Here is a 19,958-nt window from a genome sequence, read left to right as displayed (position 1 = left end):
TGCATGCATGCCTGCGTGCGACGAGCACGCTTCGGCGCCTGCACTCAGCGCGAACGGATCTCAGCCCCGTTCACCGTGGACGTAGCCCAAGCGGAGTCGAGGGGGTGAGCCCTCAGGCAAACGTATCGAGCATCCCGAGCGCCGCGACCGGCGCGCTCGCCATTACGGCCGGCTCGGCCTCGATCTCTCCGATCGTCCCGCTCGCCTCGCCGCCGCGCCCGCCTTCACCCTGCTGCTGGCGCTGCCCCACGTCCGCCTGGCCGAGCGTCAGGCCGTGCTGGGCCAGCAACGCGTCAAGCTGTGGCAGCGTCTGCTGGACAGCGTGCACGGCCGCCGGATGCTGCACGGCGAAGCTCACGTCGACGCGGTCGTGGTTCATGCTGACCTTGACGTCGACCGCCCCCAAGTCCTCCGGATGCAGGCGGATGCGCGCCTGCTTGACGTCCTGCAGGCCCAGCCAGACCACGTGCTGGCCCAACTCCTGCGCGAACGCCGGTGTGCCGGCCGGGCTGGCGACACTGAGGCTGTGCGCCGGGGCGACGGTCGTGGCGGCCTCGGGGGCCGGCATCGGGTTGGCGGACAGGCTGCCGAGCTGCGCCAGGTCGATCGGGGCGTCTTTTTGCTCGGCGGGCTTGGCGATCATCGGCGCCAGCGCTTTGGCATCGACGTTGATCGAGGGCCTGGCCGCCGCCGCGGTGGCCGCGGCGGCCGCGGTGTTGGCGAGCAACACCATCGCGGCCGGTGTTTTCACGTCGGCGCCGGCGGTCACCGACTTGTTCGCCGCATGAGCCACCATGCCGGCTGCAGTCAGCGGCTTGGCCGGTGCAGCCTGGCCGATCAGCGCGAGCATGGCCGCGGCCAGCGCCGCGGCGTCGGGGTTGCCCTCGTCCTTGGCGGGTACCTCGGCCGGCTTCTGTGTTTCGGCTTTCGCAGGCGCCTTGGCCGTGGCCGCCTCGTGCTTGCCCTCGTCCTGCGCCGGCTTGTCCTGCGCCTGCCCGTGTTGCTGGCGGGCGGCATCCAGGTGGCGGTCGAAGCGGCTCTCGTCCGCCTGGGAAGCCGGGCTGGCAGCGGGACGGGCCGGCGGCGGGGCCGGCTGGACGGGGTTCACGGCGGCGGTGGTCGCGCTCATGGGCACTTCCTCATCAAGGCTTCAGGCGGCATGCGTCGAGTCAGGCCAGCAAACTTCGCGCCAAGCGCTAGCGCGCGGGACGACGGTGCTGCATGCGCTCGTCGATGTCGTTCTGTTCGCGCCGCTCCTCGGCCTTGCGGTCCTGCTCGCGGTAGCGGTCGATCACGTTGTCCAGCGCGGCTTCGCGGGCATGGGCGTCGCGCCACAGGCCGCGGATCTGGTCGAGCAGGCGGCGCTGGCGTTCGATCTCCAGCACCTGCTGGTCGATCGCCCGGTCGATGCGCTCGACGAAATGCTGGCGGTTCATCAGCGCCGTGGCCGTCAAACCACCGACGCCGGGCGGGCTGGCATATTCCTGGCGGTAGCCGCGCAACTCCATCAACTGGCGTTCGGCCTTGGCCAGCCGCTGCTGCTGTTCGGCGAGCTTGAGCACGGCGTCGTCGCTGCGCTGTTTCGCCTGGTCGGCAGCCGGCTGCAGGCGGTCGGCGCGCTTGCTCACGCGGCGGCCTCGGCGGCGAGCGCGTTCAGCGCGGCGATGCCGTCGGCCAGGTTCATCGGCTCATCCACTTCCTGCTGCAGGAACCCGCGCAACCGCGGCCACATCACGATGGCCTGGTCGACCTGCGGGTCCGAGCCCTTCTGGTAGGCGCCCACCGCGATCAGGTCGCGCTGCTGGCGGTAGGCCGAATAGACCTGGCGGAAACGCTGCGCGGCGCGCTGGTGCTCGCGCGCGGTGACCGCCGGCATGACGCGGCTGATCGAGGCCTCGATGTCGATCGCCGGGTAGTGGCCGGCCTCGGCCAGGTCGCGCGAGAGCACGATGTGGCCGTCCAGGATCGCGCGCGCGGCGTCAGCGATCGGGTCGTGGCGGTAGTCGTCGCCTTCGGTCAGCACGGTGTAGAACGCGGTGATCGAGCCGCGGCCTTCGGCATCGTTGCCGGCGCGTTCGACCAGCGCCGGCAGCATGGCGAACACGGACGGCGGGTAGCCCTTGGTGGCAGGCGGCTCGCCGATCGCCAGCGCAATCTCGCGCTGGGCCTGGGCGTAGCGGGTGAGCGAATCCATCAGCAGCAGCACGCGCTGGCCGCGGTCGCGGAACCATTCGGCGATGGCGGTGGCGTACTGCGCGCCGCGCAGGCGCTTGAGTGGCGGCGCATCGGCCGGCGCGGCGACGATGACCGCGCGGCGCCGGCCTTCCACGCCCAGGGTGTGCTCGACGAATTCCTTCACCTCGCGGCCGCGCTCGCCGATCAGGCCCACGACCACGACGTCGGCATCGGTGTACTTGGTCATCATGCCCAGCAGCGTGGACTTGCCCACGCCGGAGCCGGCGAACAGGCCCAGGCGCTGGCCGCGGCCGACAGTGAGCAGCGCGTTGATCGCGCGCACGCCGGTGTCCAGCGGGGTGTCGATCGGCTTGCGCGCCATCGGGTTGATCGGTTCGGCCTTGAGCGCGGCGTGCTCGCCGGTGTCCAGCGGGCCTTCGCCATCGAGCGGCACGCCGTCGGCGCCGATCACGCGGCCCAGCAGGCCCGCGCCGACCGGCAGGCCGCCGGCGTGGGCGAGCGGGCGCACGCGGGCGTTGGGCAGCACGCCGTGCATGTCGCCGACGGGCATCAGCAGCAGGCGTTCATCGGCGAAACCGACGACTTCGGTGTCGAGCTGGCTGCCGTCGGCGGTGTCGACCAGGCAGCGCGCGCCGAGCGCGGCTTCGCAGCCTTCGGCCTCGAGCGTCAGGCCGACCACGCGGCGCAGCCGGCCTTCGACGGTGAGCGTGTGGGCCGCCTGCGCGCGCTGGCGCCGGCGGGCGAGTTGTTCGGTCCAGGCGCGGGTCATCGGGTGGCCACGTGGAGCATCCGGCGGGTTGCCCCCATCCGCCCTTCGGGCACCTTCCCCCGCGCGCGGGGGAAGGATCGAACCTGAGCGCTCGCTACCGGGTCCTTCCCCCGCCCGGCGGGGGAAGGTGCCGACAGGCGGATGGGGGAACGCTTGCCGCAGCCCATCACGCTCACGCGCCTACCTCGTCGCCGAGCACCGCGTCGATCATCACCGCCATGCGTGTTTCCAGCCGCGCGTCGAGCCGCGAGCGCTCGCTCTCCAGCTGGCAGTCACCACGCGCGAGCGCAGGATCGGCGATCAATTGCCAATGTGTCTCGGCCGCCTCCAGCTCGCGCATCAGCGCCAGATCGTCCGGATGCAGACGCACGCGCAGCTCGCGCGTGGCGGCCGGCAGCGCGGCGGCAGCCTGACGCACGGCCTGCGCGATCAGTTCCGGCCGCGTCGCAAGTTCGGCGGCGATCACACGGCGCGCGACGAGCAGCGCCAGTTGCGCCAGTTCCTGTTCCACCGCGGCATCGAGCGTTTCGAGCGGGCGCGCCGCCTGGGCGCAGATCGCTTCCAGCCGAGCGACGCGCTCGCGCCCCTGCGCGCGTGCCTCGGCCAGGCCCTGGGCCAAGCCGGCGGCATGGCCTTCCTCACGCGCCTGGCGCTCGAGCGCTTCCAGGTCGCTGACGGTCGGGTGGTTCGCCGGCTCGGCGGGCGCCGGCGCGGGCGCGCCGCCGACCTGCGGCGGCTCCCAGCGCTGGTAGCCGGCCACCGCGTCGCGGTTGAGGACGGCGCTCATCAAACCAGGTCATCCGAGCTGCCGAGGGTGATCTGGCCCGCATCGGCCAGGCGCCGCGCGATGCCGAGGATTTCCTTCTGCGCCGCATCGACTTCGGATACGCGCACCGGACCGGCGACTTCCAGGTCGTCACGCAGCATGTCGGCGGCGCGTTTGGACATGTTGGCGAACATCTTTTCGCGGATCGATGGCTCGGCACCCTTGAGCGCCACGATCAGGCGCGGCGAGGGCACTTCGCGCAGCAGCGCCTGCATCGAGCGGTCGTCGAGCTCCACCAGGTCATCGAAGACGAACATCAGGTCTTCGATCTTGCTGCCGAGATTCGCGTCGTGGCTGCGGATGGCGGCCATCAGTTCGGCCTCGCGGCTGGTCTCCATCGCGTTGAGGATGTTGGCCGCGGCCTTGAGCCCGCCGACGGTGGCGGACTTCAGCTTGTTGGTGTTGCCGGAGAACTGGCGCTCCATGATCTCGTCCAGCTCGTTGAGCGCATGCGGCTGCACGCCATCGAGCGTGGCGATGCGCATGATCGCGTCCGAGCGCGTGCGCGCCGGCAGGTAGCCGAGCACTTCGGCGGCCTGGTCGTGCTCCAGGTGCGCCAGCACCAGGGCGATGATCTGCGGATGTTCCTGGCCGATCATTTCGGCGATGGCGCGGCCTTCCATCCACTTGAGCGATTCCAGCCCCTTGCTGGAGCGGCCCAGCAGAATGCGGTCGATCAGGCTGCCGGCCTTGGTTTCGCCCAGCGCATTGGTGAGGATCTTGCGGATGTAGTCCTCGGTGCCGACGCCCAGCGCGGTCTGCGAGCCCATGTCGTCGTGCAGGCGGGTAAGCACCTTGTCGACCTGCTCGCGCGAGACGGACGTCAGCACGGCCATGGCCTGGCCGACCGCCTGCACGTCGCGCGCGGACAGGTGCTTGAGCACCTCGGCGGCGTCCTGCTCGCCCAGGGTGAGCAGCAGGATGGCGGCGCGCTGGGCACCGGTGATTTGGGGTTCCTGTTTCATCGACGTTTAGCCGCCGTCCTCGCTGACCCAGTTCCTGACCACCTGCGCCACCTGCTTGGGGTTGTCGCTGACCATGCGTCGCGCCAGGCCCACTTTCTGCTCATAACCGATCACCTGCGGGCCCGACAGCCGGTTCCCCTCGTCATCGTCATCGGCAATCCGCACCGAAACCGTAGGCACGTGGCCGGCCGCGGCCAGCGCCGGTTGCGGCGCGCTGCGCAGCAGGCCCTTGAGCAACGGGCGCAGCAGGCCGAACGCGACGATCAGCGCGATCAGCACGCCGATCGCCTGCTTGATGAGGTCCAGCGCACCGGGACGCTGCCACAGCGGCAGCTGTTCGGGCGCATCGGCCGCCGGCGCGGTACGGAAGGCCTGGTTGATCACGCTCACGCTGTCGCCGCGCGAGGAATCGAAGCCGACCGCGTTCTTGGCAAGCTGGGTCAGGTGGTCCAGTTCCTGCGCGGTGAACGGCACGCTGGTGTCGCCCTTGGGGCCGCTCACGGTCTTGTTGTCGACCACCACCGCCACGCTCAGGCGCGCCAGCCGGCCGGCCGGGTCGCTGGTGTGGCTGATGGTGCGGTCCAGTTCGTAGTTGCGGGTGGCGCTGGAGGAGCTGTCGCCGGTGCTGGTCTGCGCGGTGGCGGCCGCTGGCGCGACCGCAGCCTTGCCGCCGGCGTTGGGGTTGGCGGCAGTCGGCTGCGCGGCCATCACCGGCGGCTGGTTGCTGAGCGCACCGGGCACGCCGCCGTCGGCGGCACTGCCATCGGCGTGGCGTTCGCTGCTGGTCTGCTCGCTGCGCAGCGCGGGATGGTCGTGGTCGAAGGTCTCGCTGGCCTTTTCGGTGGCGCTGAAGTCCAGGTCGACCGACACCTGCGCATGCACCTTGCCCGGGCCGACCAGCGGCGTGAGCAGCTCCTCGATGCGTTGCGCGTAGCTGTTCTCCATCCGCGTGGCCAGGCGCAGGCGGCTGTCGCCCACGGCGGCGGCGCTGTCCGGGTCGCTGCCGGTCAGGAGCTGGCCCTGCTGGTCGATCACCGACACCTGCTTGGCATCGAGGTCCGGCACCGAGGCGGCGACCAGGTGCACGATCGCCGCCACCTGGCTGGCGTCGAGCTGGCGACCGGGATAGAGCGTGACCAGCACCGAGGCGCTGGCCTCGCGGCTGTCGCGGATGAAAGCCGACGGCTTGGCCAGCGCCAGGTGCACGCGCGCGGCGCGCACACCCTGCAGGCTGCCGATGGTGTTGCCCAGGTCGGTCTCGAGCATCTGCTGATAGCGCGTGCGCTCGGCCAGATCGCTCATGCCGAAGGGCGAATCGGCCTGGGGCACGGAATTGGTCGCGGTGCCTTGCGGCAGGCCCTGCCCGGCCAGGCGCAGGCGCACGGCGGCGAGGTCGGACGCCGGCACCATGATCGAGCCGCCGTCGTCGCTGAGCTTGTAGGGCGTGCTGGTGGACTGCAGCGCCTGCGTGATCGCGGCGGCGTCCTGCTGGCCCAGGCCCGCATAGAGCAGGCCCCAGTTGGGACCGCGCGACCACAGCACCACTGCCACGCCGAGCGCCACGGCCGCGGCCATGCCGACCAGCAGCAGCAACTGGCGCGAGGCGGGGCTGCGCGCGAGCTGCTTGAGGTCGAAGCGATTGGCCGGGCTGTCGGTGGTGGCGATGGCGTTGTCAGCCATGGGTACGAATCATCCGTAAAGCGGGAGAGAGAACGTCAGGCCGGTGCTCACACCGGCATGTTCATGATTTCCTTGTAGGCATCGACCAGCTTGTTGCGCACTTCGGTCATCGTGCGCAGCGAGAGGTCGGCCTTCTGGATCGCCACCATCGTGCGGCCCAGGTCCGCGCCCGGATCGCCGCGCTCGAACGCCGCCGCCATCTGTCCGGCCTGCTGCTGGCTCTGCCCCACGCTGCCGATCGATTCCCTCAGCAGCGCACCGAAGTCCGCCTTCGCCGCCGGCGCCGCCCTGAATGCGGTTTCCGCCGGTCGCACCTGGCTGGAAAGCTGGCGCATCTGGGCGAGCAGGTTGTTGACGTCGATGGTGCTCATGTCGGGTTTCCGGCGCGTGGCGGGTTCTTAAGGGGGGTGACTGCACGAGGTGTGCCAGAAGCGGGAATCGCCCGTGGGGATGGGAATCGAAGAGGCGCACACCCTGCGCGGGCAACGATTCCCGATGGACCCTCGCCGATCGACGCGTCGATCAGGCCGCCAGGCTGTTCTGCAGCCCGTACTTGCGCAGCTTTTCCACCAGCGTGGTGCGCTGCATGTGCAGCAGTTTGGCCGCATGGGCGACCACGCCGCCGGTGACGTCCAGCGCCTGACGGATCAGGCCCACTTCGATGTCGGCCAGGTGGTCCTTGAGGTCCAGCCCGCCCTCGGGCAGCAGCGTGGCGTCGGGGGCGACCGCCACGGCGGCGGCCATCGACGCCGGCATCGGCGCGCCGTCCATCATGGCCAGCAGCGAGGCGCCCGGCACTTCCTCCACGGCCTGGCGGCCGCGGTACTTTTCGGGCAGGTCGCTGGCGCGGATCTCGCCGTGCGGATAGAGGATCGCCAGGCGCTCGACCAGGTTGCACAGCTCGCGCACGTTGCCCGGCCAGGCGTACTGGTGCAGCGCGTTCACCGCACCGGCGGAGAAGCGCACGCTGCCCAGGCCGCGGCGGGCCAGGCGCTGGTTGAACTCGTTGATCAGCACCGGCAGGTCGTCCAGGTGCTCGCGCAGCGCGGGCATCTCCAGCGGGAACACCGAGAGGCGGTAGAACAGGTCCTCGCGGAACTTGCCCTCGGCGATCGCCTGCTCCAGGTTGCGGTGGGTGGCGGCGATGATGCGCACGTCGCAGCGCTGGGTCTTGTTGCCGCCGACGCGCTCGTACACGCGCTCCTGCAGCACGCGCAGCAGCTTGACCTGCATGGTCAGGCTCATGTCGCCGATCTCGTCGAGGAACAGCGTGCCGCCCTCGGCCATCTCGAAGCGGCCCTTGCGGGTGCTGATCGCGCCGGTGAAGGCGCCCTTCTCGTGGCCGAAGAGCTCGCTTTCCAGCAACTCGGCCGGGATCGCGCCGCAGTTGATCGCCACGAACGGCTTGTCGCGACGGGGCGAACACTCATGGATGGTGCGCGCGACCATCTCCTTGCCGGTGCCGGACTCGCCCAGCACCAGCACGGACGAGTCGAACGGCGCGACCTGGCGGATCAGCGCGTTGACGCGGCGCATCGGTGCGGATTCACCGACGAAGCGCAGCTCGCCGCGACGGCCGCCGAGCAGGCGGGCGTACAGGCTGCGCATGACCTCGGCCAGTTGCTCGTAGCGCAGCGGGAACTCGACCATGCCGATGCGGGCGGCGAACGGCGAGCTGGCGGCGCACAGGCGCGCGGCCCAGGCCGAGTCGCTGGCCAGCAAGACCGGCACGTGGCTGGCGGCATCGCCCAGCAGGGCGAACTGGCGCTCGGCTTCGGCAGCGTCCTCGACCGTACCGACGTAGACGGCGCGCCAGGCGTGGGTCGATTCCTCCACCGCGGTGCAATCGTCGCCCCGCTGCGGGTGGTAACCGAGAAAGTGCAGCGCCGACAGGATGGATTCGGCACGCGCCTCGTTCGACTCGATCACCAGGAAATCGACTTTGCTCATTGTTATGCCCTCTGCCTTGACGCTTTGAACGACGAACCGCCGACTGTCCTGCAGTGTTCGTATTTCTTGGACCGCCGGCTTTCCGTCACCGGTCACGCGAGGGAAGGAGCAAGAAGAAGGCCAGCGTTGGCAAGCTTTGCCGCTGTCCGCGGACGGGCGAGTGGCCCCAAAGCGTCACATGTGACGATCGTGTGGAGAGGACGTTACGGAGGAACTGAGCAACGGCGACGGTTTGCCGGCGCCGGGACCTCCGCCGGCGGGGTGACACGGCACGACACCGTCGCCCCGCGGACCGTCAAACGGTCGGCGCGGGATGTCGTGGTTTTGTGAAGTACTTCACGAGTGGGCCGCGGACGGCTTCACGCTGTGCCGACAGGCGGTCACGCACCGGCCTGGCGCGCACCTGCCACTTTGCGTCGGTGGTGACGAAACACGAACCGTTCGAGTGACGCAGCGACGCCATCGCCCAGTGCGTGGAACGCGACGAACGCACTGCCGTCGGGGAACCGGCGCTCCAGGTGCGCGGGCAACTCCAGCGGCATGCCGGGGCAGGCGTCAAAGCGCAGGCGCAGCAGCAGCGCATCGCCGGCCGGCACCAGCGCCGGCGGCAAGACCGCGCCGATCGCGTTGAAGCGCAACGCCTGGCGGGGCGGCAGGGCGTCGGCCGGGGTCGCCACGCGGTTGATCATGTCGATCAGCGCATTGAGCTTGGCATCCAGCCTCGACAGTTCCTGCATCACCGGACTGTCGTCGTCGTTGCTGTCGGCACGGCGCTCTTCCAGTGCGGCGACCGAAGCGAGCGCGGCGGTATTGCGCTCGGCCAGACGCGGGGCGAGCCCTTCGGGGAGCGGCCAGGCAAGCGCCTGGCTGTCCGCATGCCAGCTGTCCTCGCAGGCAAGCCGCTGCTCGAACTCGTCCCAGGCGCTGGCGGTCATGTCGTTTCTCCGACGGAGGCTTTCATCGGCGGTGAGTATGCAAGCTGCGGGCCCGTGGGCTCCTATGGAATCACGCTCGTCCGCAGGACGGCGATGGCTCCCTCTCCCCTCCGGGGAGAGGGTTGGGGTGAGGGGCCGCGGCTCGCGGGGAGCCGTTCGAGCCCCACCTGATGTTCGTCCCGACAACTAGACCTGATCTGGCCCGCACGGATTTCCGCGCCAGCCTTGGCCCCTCACCCCAGCCCTCTCCCCGGAGGGGAGAGGGAGCAAGGCTCTCTCATGGAGTTCCCCGCCAGCCTTGACCCCTCACCCCGGCCCTCTCCGCGGAGGGGAGAGGGAGCAAAGACCCTAGCCGCCGTAGGCGGCGATCGCGCGGGCGCGGTCCTGTCCCGCCTGCCACTGCTCGCCGGCCTGGTCGCGTGCGTGGGTGACCAGCACGCCCAGCTCGCGATCCATTGCCAGCAGTTCGCCAAGCTGGCGCACGCTGTCCTCGTCGCCGGCCACCGGTTGCATGACCAGCGGATGGCGCTCGGCTTCCAGCGCGACCACCTGCTCCCAATCGCCCGCGCGGGCCGCCTCGAGCATGGCGTGGGTCAGCGTGACCGCGAGCGGAAGTGCCTCGTTCATGCGGCGGCGCCGGCGGGCCGGCGGGCCTCCACCGGCACCATCACCCAGCTGTTGCGGATCTTCTGCAGCAGCGCGGCGACTTCATCCAGGGCCGCGACGTCGTTGCGCAGGTTGGCGTGCAGGAGTCGCCGGCTCATGTAGTCGTAGAGCTGGTCGAGCTGGCCGACCAGCGGCGTCTCGACCTTGGGGTCGAGCGCGTCGCGCAGTCCGCCGACGATCTCGATGACGCGGCCGATCACCTCGCCCTTGGGCGCGATCTCGCCGCGCTGCATGTGGCCGCGCGCGGTGACCAGGCGCTCCAGCGCGCCGTCCATGAGCAGCGTGATCAGGCCATGCGGATCGGCCGATTCGACGCCGCCGTGCGAGCGGACCTGCTGGTAGGCGTTGGCGCCCTGTCCGAATGCCATGGTGGGATTCCTCCGTCTACTTGTTCTTGTTCGCCGCGGTGAGCGCGTCGAATTGCTGGGTGAGGTAGCTGCTGGTGCTGTTGAGCTTGGTGAGCAGCGTGTCGAGCGTGCTGAACTGGCGCGTGTAGCGCGTGGTGAGCGCCTGCATGCGGCTGTCCAGTTCGCTCTGGCGGTCGTCCAGGTCGGACAACTGCTTGTTGAGGTTGTCGGTGCGCGTTTCCAGGATGCCGTCGCTGCCAACCCACTTGTCCAGCGCGCTGCCGAGCTTGCCGGCCAGGCCGCCGTCACCGCCGAAGAGCGACGACACCGCCGCGCCGCCGCCGGAAAGTGCCCCGCTCAGCTTGCCGCTGTCCACGCTCAGTGTGCCGTCCAGCTGCAGGCTCACGCCGATGTCGCTGAGCGTGGCACCGTTGGCGACGCCGCCCATGACGGCCGCCAGCGTGCTCTTGATGCTGTTGAGCGTGGCATCGCCGATCAGCGCGCCGGAGGTCTGGGTGGTCGCGTCGTAACGGGTCAGATTCTTGTAGATGCCGACGAAGCTGTTGTACGTGTCGACCAGGTTGGTGACCGCGCTGGTCGCCTTGGCGGTGTCGCTGCTGACCGTGACGGTGCTGGTGCCTTCGGCCGCCAGGTTGAGGGTCAGGCCGTCGATCGCCGTGCTGATGGAATTCCCGGCGCTGTGGCCGGGAAGCCCGTCGATGGTGTACTCGGCATCCTGCGCCGGGTCGATGACGGTCAGACCGTTGCCGGAGGTGGCGTTCGGGTCGTAGCCCAGCGCGGACAGGCCGCCGTCGCCGCCGCTCGCGCTCACGCTGAAACCGTTGTCCGTACCGGAGCGGGTGCCGCGCAGCACGAGGTGCGCGCCGTCGGTGCCGGTGACGATGGTGGCGCTGACGCCCGGATTGTCAGGGGACTTGTTGATCGCATCGCGGATCTGCGCCAGCGAGGCGTGATCGGTGTCGATGTCCAGGCTCATCTGCTTGTCGCCAACGGCGATGGTCAGGGTGCCCGTGCCGACCGCCGCGTCGCTGTCGGTGAACGCGCCGGACGAGGCCTTCATGGCACCGGCCAGTTTGGTCACCTGGATCTTGTAGCTGCCGTTGACCGCGCCGGTGCGGGCGGTGGCCGACAGCACGTCGCTGTCGCCGACGGCGACCGAGTGCGCCGCCAGGGCGCTGCCATCGCTCAGGGGGCTGAGCGCCGATTTCAATGCCGCAAGTACGGCGCTGACCTGGCCCAGGGCCGAAATCTGCGTCTGCGCCTTGTTCGTCTGGTTGTCGATCTGATCCTGCTGGGGCTTCTTCTTGGCCGCCACCAGCTGGCTGACCAGGGTATCCACGTCGAGTCCGGATCCGATGCCCGCGGCGGAGAACAGCGCGCTGGAGGAACTGGTGGAGCCGACGGTGATGGCCATGGTCTTGGAATCCTTTTAAGGGAAGGCGGCCGTGTCGCCACGGCCGCCTCCTCAGGTTGTCGCCGCTGTTACTGCAGCAGCTTCAGCACGCTCTGCGTGGTGGAGTTGGCCTGCGCCAGGACGGACACGCCGGCCTGCTGCAGGATGTTCGCGCTGGACATGTTGGCCGTTTCGGCCGCGAAGTCGGCGTCCTGGATCTGGCTGCGCGACGAATCGAGGTTCTGCGAGATGGTCTGCAGGTTGGCGATCGTCGAGTCGAAGCGGTTCTGCACCGCACCCAGGTCGCTGCGGATCGAGCTGATCGACTGCAGGGCCGAGTCGATGCGGTTGATCGTCTCGTTCGCACCGGCGACGGTCTTCACGTTGGCGGTGGTCAGGTCGCCCGCGGCGGCCGTCGTACCAGCGGTGAAGCCCAGCGTGGTGTTGCTGCCGCCCAGCACCAGGTCGTCCTGCGAGTCGATCGCCAGCTTGCCGGCGTCGTCGATGTAGGCCGACACGCCGCTGATGCCCGAGCTGTTGATCTGGTCGACGAGCGCCTTGGCATCCTTGAAGGTACCGGTGATGTCGGTGCCGTTGATGCTGAAGTCGCCGGCGGCCAAAGTAAGGCTGGTCGGGGTACCCGCAACAGCAGCGGTGCCGGCAGTGGCGGAACCGAACGTGATGCCGGTCAGACCACTGACCGTCATCGGGTCGGCGCCGGCGGTAACTGCATCGATCTTGAGGCCGCTACCGGACACGCTCACGGTGTATTTGCCGTCAACGGCAAGCTGCGTATTGACCTGCGTGGCAAGGTCATTGATGTCGGTGGCGCCCGTGACGTCCACGTTCGTGGCGCCAATGGAAAACTTTACGTTGGCCGTCGGATCAGCGACCGTGCCTGCAGCGACCGAACCCTTGGTTGCCGCGGTACCGGCGGTGGTGAACGCACCGCTGACGTCGGAGGCCTGCGAGGCGACCGCACCGATGTCCGAAGCGCGGGTGCCCTTGGTCAGGTCGACCGAGATGGTCTCGCCGACGTTGGCGCCGACCTGGAAGGCGGCCTGGCCGAACGAACCGTCCAGCACGTGGCGGCCGTTGAAGGTGGTCTGCTGCGAGATGCGGGTCACTTCCGCCAGGCGCTGCTGCACTTCGGCGTCGAGCGCGGAGCGGTCGGAGTCGGAGTTGGTCGCGTTGGCCGACTGCACGGCCAGCTCGCGGATGCGCTGCAGGTTGTTGGTGACTTCGTCCAGCGCCGACTCGGTGGTCTGCGACAGCGAGATACCGTCGTTGGCGTTGCGCACCGCCTGGTTCAGGCCGTTGATCTGCGTGGTGAAGCGGGTGGCGATCGCGAGGCCGGCGGCGTCGTCCTTGGCGCTGTTGATGCGCATGCCGGAGGACAGGCGGGCGATGGCGGTGGACAGCTTGCTCTGCGACTTCGCCAGATTGTTCTGGGCATTCAGCGAGCTGATGTTGGTGAGAACGCTCATGACCATGGGATTTGCTCCGTATCGGGTCGTTGCCGTTTGTCGGCGGTGGTTGTCAGCGGGATGCCGGTTGGTACACCGCCGCCTCAGAGCCTGTTTCGACGTCGATCATGGAAACTTGAGCAGGTCAATGGGTTTTTTTGCTTCGATGGCCTGATGCATGCACGGAACCGCTTGCGCGGCCCCGCCGGGACTACTTGATGTAGTCGAACAACGACAGGTTCTGCAGCTTGCTGAAGGTCATCTGCGCCGCCTGAAGGGCGGAACTTTGCAGGCTGAGCTTGCTCACCGCGTCGTAGTAGTTGAGGTCCTGCACGTCCGACAACGCGGTCTTGTACTGCAGCGTCAGGTCGTCGTTGAGCGCCTGCTGCTGGTCCAGTGCGTTCATGCGCGCGCCGACCGCCGCGCGCGCGCGGGTCAGCGAGCCGATCGACTGGTCCAGGTTGGCGAGCTGCCCGTTGAGCGCGTTCTGTGCGTCGGTGCCGCCGCTGTTGGTACGGGTGAACTCGGCGATGATCGCGTCCATGGTGTCGAACACGCTCTGCGTCGATGATGGCGCGACGCTGAAGCTGTCGCCGGCGGCGGGCGCGCCGGAGAACGCCACCTGCACGCCGTTGAAGGCGACCATGCCGCCCTTCTGCGTATCGTAGGCGCCGCTGGCCACCAGCGTGCCGCCGCTGTCGCGCACTTCGTATGCATCCGGTGCCGTGAAGCTGATCTGGTAGGTGTCGCCGTTCCACGCGCTGGCGTCGGTCACGCTGGTTGCGCCGGCCACCGCGGTCCCGGTGTTGCCGGCGGCGGCGCCGACGACGAACGTGCCGTTGCCGGTGGGGATGTTCATGAAGATGCTGCTGCCCGGATCGCCCGTGGCGACCTGCAGGCCGGGTCCGGCCGCGACCATGCGCTGGCCTTCGTCGCCCACGTAGCTCACGCCACCGGCCTGCGACGCGAACGGCGCGGCGCCGGTGCGGTTGCCGGCGAAGAGGTAGTCGCCCTGGGAATCCTTGCCGTTGGCGATGCCCAGCAGCTGGCTGCGCAGCTGCACCATTTCGGCGGCGATGTCGGAGCGCGACTCGTCGGTCTGCGTGGCGTTCATGCCCTGAAGGGTCAGCGTGCGGATGCGGTCGAGCACGTTGCCGACCGAGGACAGGGTCTGGTCCTCCAGCCCCAGCCGCGCGTTGGCCGAAGTGATGTTGCGCTGGTACTGCGCGGTGTCGGCGTCCAGGTGGGTGAGCTCGACCGCGCGCGCGGCGCCGACCGGATCGTCGGAGGGCTGGTTGATGCGCTTGCCGGTGCCCATCTGGGTCTGGATGTCGGACAGGTCGCCCTGCCGGTCCATCATGGTGTTGACCGACTGCTGCTGCATCCAGCTGGTGGAGACGCGCATGGCTCTTATCCCTTGAACGCGCCGAGCAGCGCGTTGAACACGGTGTTGGCGGCGCTGATGATCTGCGCGGATGCCTGGTAGGCCTGCTGGTAACGCACCAGGTTGGCCGCTTCCTCGTCCATGTTCACGCCGCTGACGCTCTGCTGCGCCGCCATCGCCTGGTTGTACACGGCGGTCTGCGTCGCGGCCGCGTCGTCGGCCAGCGCGCCGGCGCTGCCGACCTGGCCGACCAGCTGGGCATAGGCACGCCCCACGCTGGTGGCGCCGCCGTCGAGCACGCCCAGGTTGGCCACCGCGCCGAGCTTGAGCGCGTTGGCGTTGTCGCCGCGCGCGTTGGCGTTGGCCTTGACGCCGAAGCTGTCGCCGGCGGCCGGCGCGCCGTCCAGGGTCAGGCTCCAGCCGTTGTGCACGATCGGCGTGCCGGCGGTGAAGGTTTGCGCCGGACCGCCGTCGATGCTGTAGCTCGTCGGTGAGGAAAACACGATGTTCGACGCGGTGAACAGGTTGGGATCGGTGCCGTCGGCGACGGTGAGGGCGCCGATGCTCCCGCTGCCGGTGTTCGCGCTGGCCGCGCTGCCGAGCAGGGGCACGGCGGCCGCGATCCTGTTCGGATCGGTGATCGCCACGGCGACGCTGCCGGCCGCGTTGCGGCTTGGCTGGATGCGGTAGCTGTCGCCCGCACTGGCCGCGCCGCCGCCCACCGCGAAGCTGAGCCCCGCGGCGACGAACGGGTCGGCGGCCGTGCCGGTGCCGGTCATCGCGACCGCGGCGCCGCTGGTATCCTTGAGGTTCCAGGCGCTGCCGTCGAACGACAGGGTGTAGTCCTGGCTGCCCAGCGCGCCGAGGTCCGTGATGCCCGCCGAGATCGTCGCGCTGCCGGCGTTGCCGCTGGCCGCCTGCACGGTCGGGCCGGCGACGGTGAAGAAGTCCCCGCCGAGCTGGCCATTGAGGTCCACGCCCTGCGCGTGCTGGGCGTTGAACGCGTCGGCCATCGCCAGCGCGGCGCGCCCCAGCTGGTTCTGCGCCGGATCGAGCACGTTGCTGCGGAAGTCCAGCAGCGCGCCGAGGGTGCCGCCGCCGATGCGCCCGCTCAGCACCGCGCCGGTGCCCTTGTCGACGATTTCCAGTCGGGTGGCGTCGTAGCTGTTGGGGGACGTGCCCAATGCGTAGGACTGCGTGCCGCTGACCAGCGCCTGGCCATTGCCGATGAACACGCTCAGCGTGCCGTCGTTCTGCGTGGCCACGCTGATGCCCACCTCGCCCGAGAGCTTCCTGATGAGCGCGTCGCGCTGGTCGAGCAGGTCGGAGGGTTCGGCACCGCTGGAGGAGCGGATGCGCTCGTTGAGCTTGGCGATCGCGGCGCTGTCGCTGTTGATCGAGGCGACGGTGTCGGTCACCTGGCGCTGCACCTGGCCATCGAGGCTGCTGAACTGGCCCGACAGCGCGCGGAAGGTGCTTGCCAGCGCGCCGGCGCGCGCGAGCAGCACGCCGCGGGCGGAGGCGTCGGCCGGTGCGTTGGCCACGTCCTGCACGGCGCCGAAGAAGGTGTCCAGCGAGCTCTGCAGGTTGCTGCTGCCGGAGAGCTGGTTGTTGAGCTGGTCGGTCAGCGCCTGGTAGGCGTCGGCGCGGCCCTTGGATGAGGACGCCGACCACAGTGAAGTGTTGAGGTACTGGCTGTAGGCGCGCTGCACCGCCTGGGTATCCACGCCGGTGCCCACGTAGTAGCGGCCTTCGGCCTGCGGCGCGCGCGCGGCGAACGTCACCTGTTGGCGGCTGTAGCCGTCGGTGTTGGCGTTGGAGACGTTGTGGCCGGTGGTGCTCAGGCCCACCTGGGCGGCGAGCAGGCCGGAAACGCCGGTGGAAAGCAGGTCAGCCATGGAGGTTTTCCGTTCGGGTGACGCGCGGGCGCGGGGGGCGGGGCAAGGCCTCCCCCATCCGCCTGTCGGCACCTTCCCCCGTGGAACGGGGGAAGGCTCGGTAGGTCGCACTTCGAATCCTTCCCCCGTCCCACGGGGGAAGGTGCCCGAAGGGCGGATGGGGGAAGCCTTGCGGGGAGGCACGCGTCATGCCCCCTGTGACGGCAACTTGACGCGTCACTTGAACGTCCCCGCGTCCAGCGCCGCCAGCGCCTCGCGCATCTGCGGGCTGTTGGCGATGGCGGTGATCTTGGCCGCGTACGACGGGTCGGTGGCGTACCCGCCGCGGCTCAACGCATGGGCGAAACCGGCGATGTTCTCGCCCTTGCCCAGCGCCTGCGCGTAGCGCGGGTTGTCCGCCAGCATGCGCGCGTAATCGGCGAAGGCCTCGGAGGGGTTGTCGTAGGCGCGGAAGTTGTCGCGCTTGCGTACCGCCACGCCGCCCTCGTACTCGAGCGTGGGCACGCTGACCTTGTCGCCGTCCCAGCTGCCGCCGGCCTTGATGCCGAACAGGTTGAAGCTGCTGGAGCCGTCGTGCCGATGCGGCAGGTGCTTGCCCCAGCCGGTCTCCAGCGCGGCCTGCGCCAGCAGCGCGCGCACCGAGACGCCGAGCTTGTCGGCGGCCGCCTGCGCGTGAGGCGCCATGGCGCGCACGAAGCCGGCCGGATCGCCCGGAACGAATTTGCTGATCACGCTGACCGCGCCCTGGGCGAGCTCGCCGAGCGTGGTGCGCCAGCCCTGCGCCGGGTTGGCGTCGGCGGTGAGCGGCAACCGTCCGTCGCCCTGCCCGGCCGCGCTTTCGCCCAGGTGCAGCAGCGCGCGGGTACCGGCCTCGGCGCCCGCCGCGAGAGGCCCGAACAGGCTGGCGGCCGCAGTGCCCGGCAGCGCGCCGGCGGCGACGCTGGCGAGCAGCGCCTGGTTGTCCGTCGTCGGCGCGGGCTTGGGCTCGGCGTCCTTGCCGCCGAGCTGGCGCACCAGCATGCGGGCGATGCCCAGGCCGTTGTTGCCCTGCGAGAGCGAGAGCGAAAGCTGCTGGTCGAACAGGTCGCGGTAGGCCTTGCCCTGCTGGCTGTCGCCGACGTCGTTGTCGCCGAAGCTGGCATTCGCCTCGCGCATCGACTTGAGCATCATCTGGGTAAAGATCGCCTCGAACTGCTTCGCGACCTTCGGCAGTGCCGCCTTGTCGTCGCCCTTGGCCTGCGCGCGCAACTGGTTGAACCCGGACAGGTCGGTCCAGGTGTCGAGTGCCGGCAGGGAGGCGTTGGCGGGCGTCATGTTTCCGTCGCGCTTGGGCTAGATCACCACGAGCTCTGCATGAAGCGCGCCAGCCTGCTTGAGCGCCTGCAGGATCGAGATCAGGTCGCTCGGACCTGCCCCGACCTGGTTCACCGCACGCACGATCGTGTCCAGGCTCACGCCCGGGCCGAACTTGAACATGTGCGCGCCGTCCTCGCTGACCTGCACGTCGGAACTTGGCACCACCGCGGTCTGGCCGCGCGAGAACGGTTGCGGCTGGCTGACCAGCGGCTGCTCGCTGATGGTGACCTGGATCGCACCGTGCGCCACCGCGGCGGCGGTGACCTTGACGTCCGAGCCGATCACCACGGTGCCGGTGCGGGAATTCACCACCACGCGCGCCGGCGCATCGCCGGGCGTGACGTCCAGGTTCTGGATCATGCCCAGCCAGGCGACCTTCTGCGCCGGGTCCTGGGGGCCGCGCACGGAAATGGTGCCGCCGTCGACCGGCGTGGCGGTGCCCGCGCCGAAGGCGGTGTTGACGGCCTGTGCCACGCGCGCGGCGGTGGTGAAGTCGGGGGTGTTGAGATTGAGCATCAGGTCGCCGGCGCCACTGAATGCGCTGGGCACGCTGCGCTCGACCGAGGCGCCGTTGGGGATGCGGCCGCTGGCGGAAATGTTCACCTGCACGCTGGAGCCGCTCTTGCCCTGCGCGCTGATGCCGCCGACCACCACGCTGCCCTGCGCGATCGCATAGACGTTGCCGTCGGCGCCACGCAGGGGCGACATCAGCAGTTCGCCGCCGCGCAGGCTCTTGGCGTTGCCGATCGAGGCGACGGTGACGTCGATGACCTGGCCGGGCTTGGCGAACGGAGGCAGTTCGGCGGTAATGGTCACCGCAGCCGCGTTCTTCAGCTGCGGGCGTGCATTCGGCGGCACCGTGATGCCGAATTGCTGGAGCATGTTTTCCAGGCTTTGCGTGGTGAACGGGGCCTGGGTGGTCTGGTCGCCGGAGCCATCAAGGCCCACCACCAGGCCGTAGCCGATCAGCTGATTCGAGCGCACGCCGCCGACGGAGGCCAGGTCGCGGATCTTGTCGGCGTGGGCGGGGGCAGCGAGAAGGCTGAGCGCAATCCCCAAGGCGAGCCACGCACCAGCTCCCTCTCCCCTCCGGGGAGAGGGTTGGGGTGAGGGGCCGCTCTTGCGGAAAAGGTTGATCAGGCGATGCTTGAAGGAAGCGAAAGCAGAGCGCGCCATACGTGCGCCGCTCGCGACAATCGTCCACTCACCCCAGCCCTCTCCCCGAAGGGGAGAGGGCGCCTTGTTTCCCGCGAGTACCTGCCCCTCATCCCGAAGGGGAGAGGGAGCTTGGCTCCCCGCGAGCACCCGCCCCTCATCCCAACCTTCTCCCCGGCGGGGAGAAGGGGCGAAGGTGCCATGCGGGTTCGCACCCTCGTACTTGCCCGCGGCGTTCAGATGGCGGTTCTTGCCGGCAGCGGAGTTCATTAAAACGGCATCCACTTGGAATTGAAGAAGCGCGACAGCCATCCGCGCGTGTTCGCATCGGCCAGCGTGCCGCGGCCGGTGTAGCTGATGCGCGCGTCGGCGACGCGGGTCGAAGCCACGGTGTTGTCCTGGCCGATGTCCTGCGGGCGCACAATGCCGGCGATGCGCACCAGCTCCTGGCCCTGGTTGATGGTCAGCCACTTCTCGCCGCGCACGATCAGGTTGCCGTTGGACAGCCGCTGCGCCACGGTGACGGTGATCTGGCCGGTGAGCTGGTTGGACTGGCTGGACGAGCCGCTGCCGTCGAAGTTGCGTTCGCTGTCCAGGCCCACGCTCAGCGGGTTGCCGTTGATGGTCAGGTCCTTGCCCATGATGGTGGGCGCGGCGACGTCGGCCTTGTCCTTCTTGCTGGTGCTGGTGCTGGCCTTCTTGCTGGCCTGGGTGCTTTCCACCAGCACGATGGTGAGGATGTCCCCCACCCGGTGCGCGCGCGCATCGGAGAACAGTTCCATGTTCTGGTTGTCGTGGTAGATCGCGCCGTCGGCAGGGGCGGCGGCGACCTCCGGCTGCATCGGCGGGGTCGGTGCCCACTCGCCGTCGTCGCGTGCGGGCATGGCCATGCAGCCGGCGAGCAGCGACAGCGCGAGGGCAGCGGTGGGAAGGCGGAACAGGCTCATCGCG

General features: G+C 69.5%; 18 protein-coding genes. All 18 read right to left on the bottom strand.

Annotation, left to right across the window (positions count from 1 at the left end):
• Positions 1–112: 112 nt before the first annotated feature.
• The gene (locus ACFWZU_RS04065; protein WP_439700127.1) at positions 113–1,129 is read right to left on the bottom strand and encodes a flagellar hook-length control protein FliK; all 1,017 of its coding nucleotides are present in this window, start codon (positions 1,127–1,129) and stop codon (positions 113–115) included.
• A 67-nt stretch (positions 1,130–1,196) separates the two neighbouring features.
• Positions 1,197–1,628 carry a flagellar export protein FliJ gene (gene fliJ, locus ACFWZU_RS04060; RefSeq protein ID WP_439700126.1) on the bottom strand — a complete coding sequence of 144 codons (432 nt, stop codon included), beginning with the start codon at positions 1,626–1,628 and terminating at the stop codon, positions 1,197–1,199.
• Positions 1,625–2,965 (bottom strand): flagellar protein export ATPase FliI, encoded by a 1,341-nt coding sequence (fliI, locus tag ACFWZU_RS04055; RefSeq protein WP_439700125.1) that lies wholly within the window; start codon positions 2,963–2,965, stop codon positions 1,625–1,627. The genes fliJ and fliI overlap by 4 nt, the downstream gene beginning before the upstream one ends.
• Before the next feature lie 172 nt (positions 2,966–3,137).
• The gene (locus ACFWZU_RS04050; RefSeq protein ID WP_439700124.1) at positions 3,138–3,752 is read right to left on the bottom strand and encodes a FliH/SctL family protein; all 615 of its coding nucleotides are present in this window, start codon (positions 3,750–3,752) and stop codon (positions 3,138–3,140) included.
• Positions 3,752–4,756 (bottom strand): flagellar motor switch protein FliG, encoded by a 1,005-nt coding sequence (gene fliG / locus ACFWZU_RS04045; protein ID WP_439700123.1) that lies wholly within the window; start codon positions 4,754–4,756, stop codon positions 3,752–3,754. The genes ACFWZU_RS04050 and fliG overlap by 1 nt, the downstream gene beginning before the upstream one ends.
• Positions 4,757–4,762: 6 nt before the next feature.
• The gene (gene fliF, locus ACFWZU_RS04040; RefSeq protein WP_439700122.1) at positions 4,763–6,436 is read right to left on the bottom strand and encodes a flagellar basal-body MS-ring/collar protein FliF; all 1,674 of its coding nucleotides are present in this window, start codon (positions 6,434–6,436) and stop codon (positions 4,763–4,765) included.
• A gap of 47 nt (positions 6,437–6,483) precedes the next feature.
• The gene (fliE, locus tag ACFWZU_RS04035) at positions 6,484–6,807 is read right to left on the bottom strand and encodes a flagellar hook-basal body complex protein FliE (RefSeq protein ID WP_439700121.1); all 324 of its coding nucleotides are present in this window, start codon (positions 6,805–6,807) and stop codon (positions 6,484–6,486) included.
• Positions 6,808–6,958: 151 nt separating this feature from the next.
• Positions 6,959–8,386: a sigma-54 dependent transcriptional regulator gene (locus ACFWZU_RS04030; RefSeq protein WP_439700120.1), complete on the bottom strand. Its 1,428-nt coding sequence runs from the start codon at positions 8,384–8,386 to the stop codon at positions 6,959–6,961.
• Between the two features lie 380 nt (positions 8,387–8,766).
• Positions 8,767–9,321: a PilZ domain-containing protein gene (locus ACFWZU_RS04025; RefSeq protein ID WP_439700119.1), complete on the bottom strand. Its 555-nt coding sequence runs from the start codon at positions 9,319–9,321 to the stop codon at positions 8,767–8,769.
• A gap of 348 nt (positions 9,322–9,669) precedes the next feature.
• Positions 9,670–9,948 (bottom strand): flagellar protein FliT, encoded by a 279-nt coding sequence (locus tag ACFWZU_RS04020; RefSeq protein WP_439700118.1) that lies wholly within the window; start codon positions 9,946–9,948, stop codon positions 9,670–9,672.
• Complete coding sequence (fliS, locus tag ACFWZU_RS04015) at positions 9,945–10,355, bottom strand: flagellar export chaperone FliS (protein WP_439700117.1); 411 nt, start codon at positions 10,353–10,355, stop codon at positions 9,945–9,947. The genes ACFWZU_RS04020 and fliS overlap by 4 nt, the downstream gene beginning before the upstream one ends.
• Positions 10,356–10,371: 16 nt before the next feature.
• Positions 10,372–11,769 (bottom strand): flagellar filament capping protein FliD, encoded by a 1,398-nt coding sequence (gene fliD, locus ACFWZU_RS04010; RefSeq protein WP_439700116.1) that lies wholly within the window; start codon positions 11,767–11,769, stop codon positions 10,372–10,374.
• Between the two features lie 68 nt (positions 11,770–11,837).
• The gene (locus ACFWZU_RS04005; RefSeq protein WP_439700115.1) at positions 11,838–13,241 is read right to left on the bottom strand and encodes a flagellin N-terminal helical domain-containing protein; all 1,404 of its coding nucleotides are present in this window, start codon (positions 13,239–13,241) and stop codon (positions 11,838–11,840) included.
• A gap of 184 nt (positions 13,242–13,425) precedes the next feature.
• On the bottom strand, positions 13,426–14,619 hold the full coding sequence (flgL, locus tag ACFWZU_RS04000; protein WP_439700114.1) for a flagellar hook-associated protein FlgL: 1,194 nt from the start codon (positions 14,617–14,619) through the stop codon (positions 13,426–13,428).
• Positions 14,620–14,624: 5 nt separating this feature from the next.
• A complete protein-coding gene (gene flgK / locus ACFWZU_RS03995) occupies positions 14,625–16,496 on the bottom strand; it encodes a flagellar hook-associated protein FlgK (protein ID WP_439700113.1) in 1,872 nt (623 codons plus the stop codon).
• A 216-nt stretch (positions 16,497–16,712) separates the two neighbouring features.
• Positions 16,713–17,810 carry a flagellar assembly peptidoglycan hydrolase FlgJ gene (gene flgJ / locus ACFWZU_RS03990; protein ID WP_439700112.1) on the bottom strand — a complete coding sequence of 366 codons (1,098 nt, stop codon included), beginning with the start codon at positions 17,808–17,810 and terminating at the stop codon, positions 16,713–16,715.
• Between the two features lie 18 nt (positions 17,811–17,828).
• Entirely contained in the window at positions 17,829–18,911 is a 1,083-nt protein-coding gene (locus ACFWZU_RS03985; protein WP_439700111.1) for a flagellar basal body P-ring protein FlgI, read from the bottom strand.
• 365 nt (positions 18,912–19,276) lie between these two features.
• Complete coding sequence (gene flgH / locus ACFWZU_RS03980; protein WP_439700109.1) at positions 19,277–19,954, bottom strand: flagellar basal body L-ring protein FlgH; 678 nt, start codon at positions 19,952–19,954, stop codon at positions 19,277–19,279.
• Positions 19,955–19,958 lie beyond the last annotated feature (4 nt).

Origin of the sequence: Frateuria sp. GZRR33, from assembly GCF_051900425.1 — a bacterium.
Classification (GTDB): domain Bacteria; phylum Pseudomonadota; class Gammaproteobacteria; order Xanthomonadales; family Rhodanobacteraceae; genus Frateuria_A.
The sequence above is the reverse complement of the archived record's forward strand: the minus strand, read 5'-3'. Positions and strand labels throughout refer to the sequence as shown.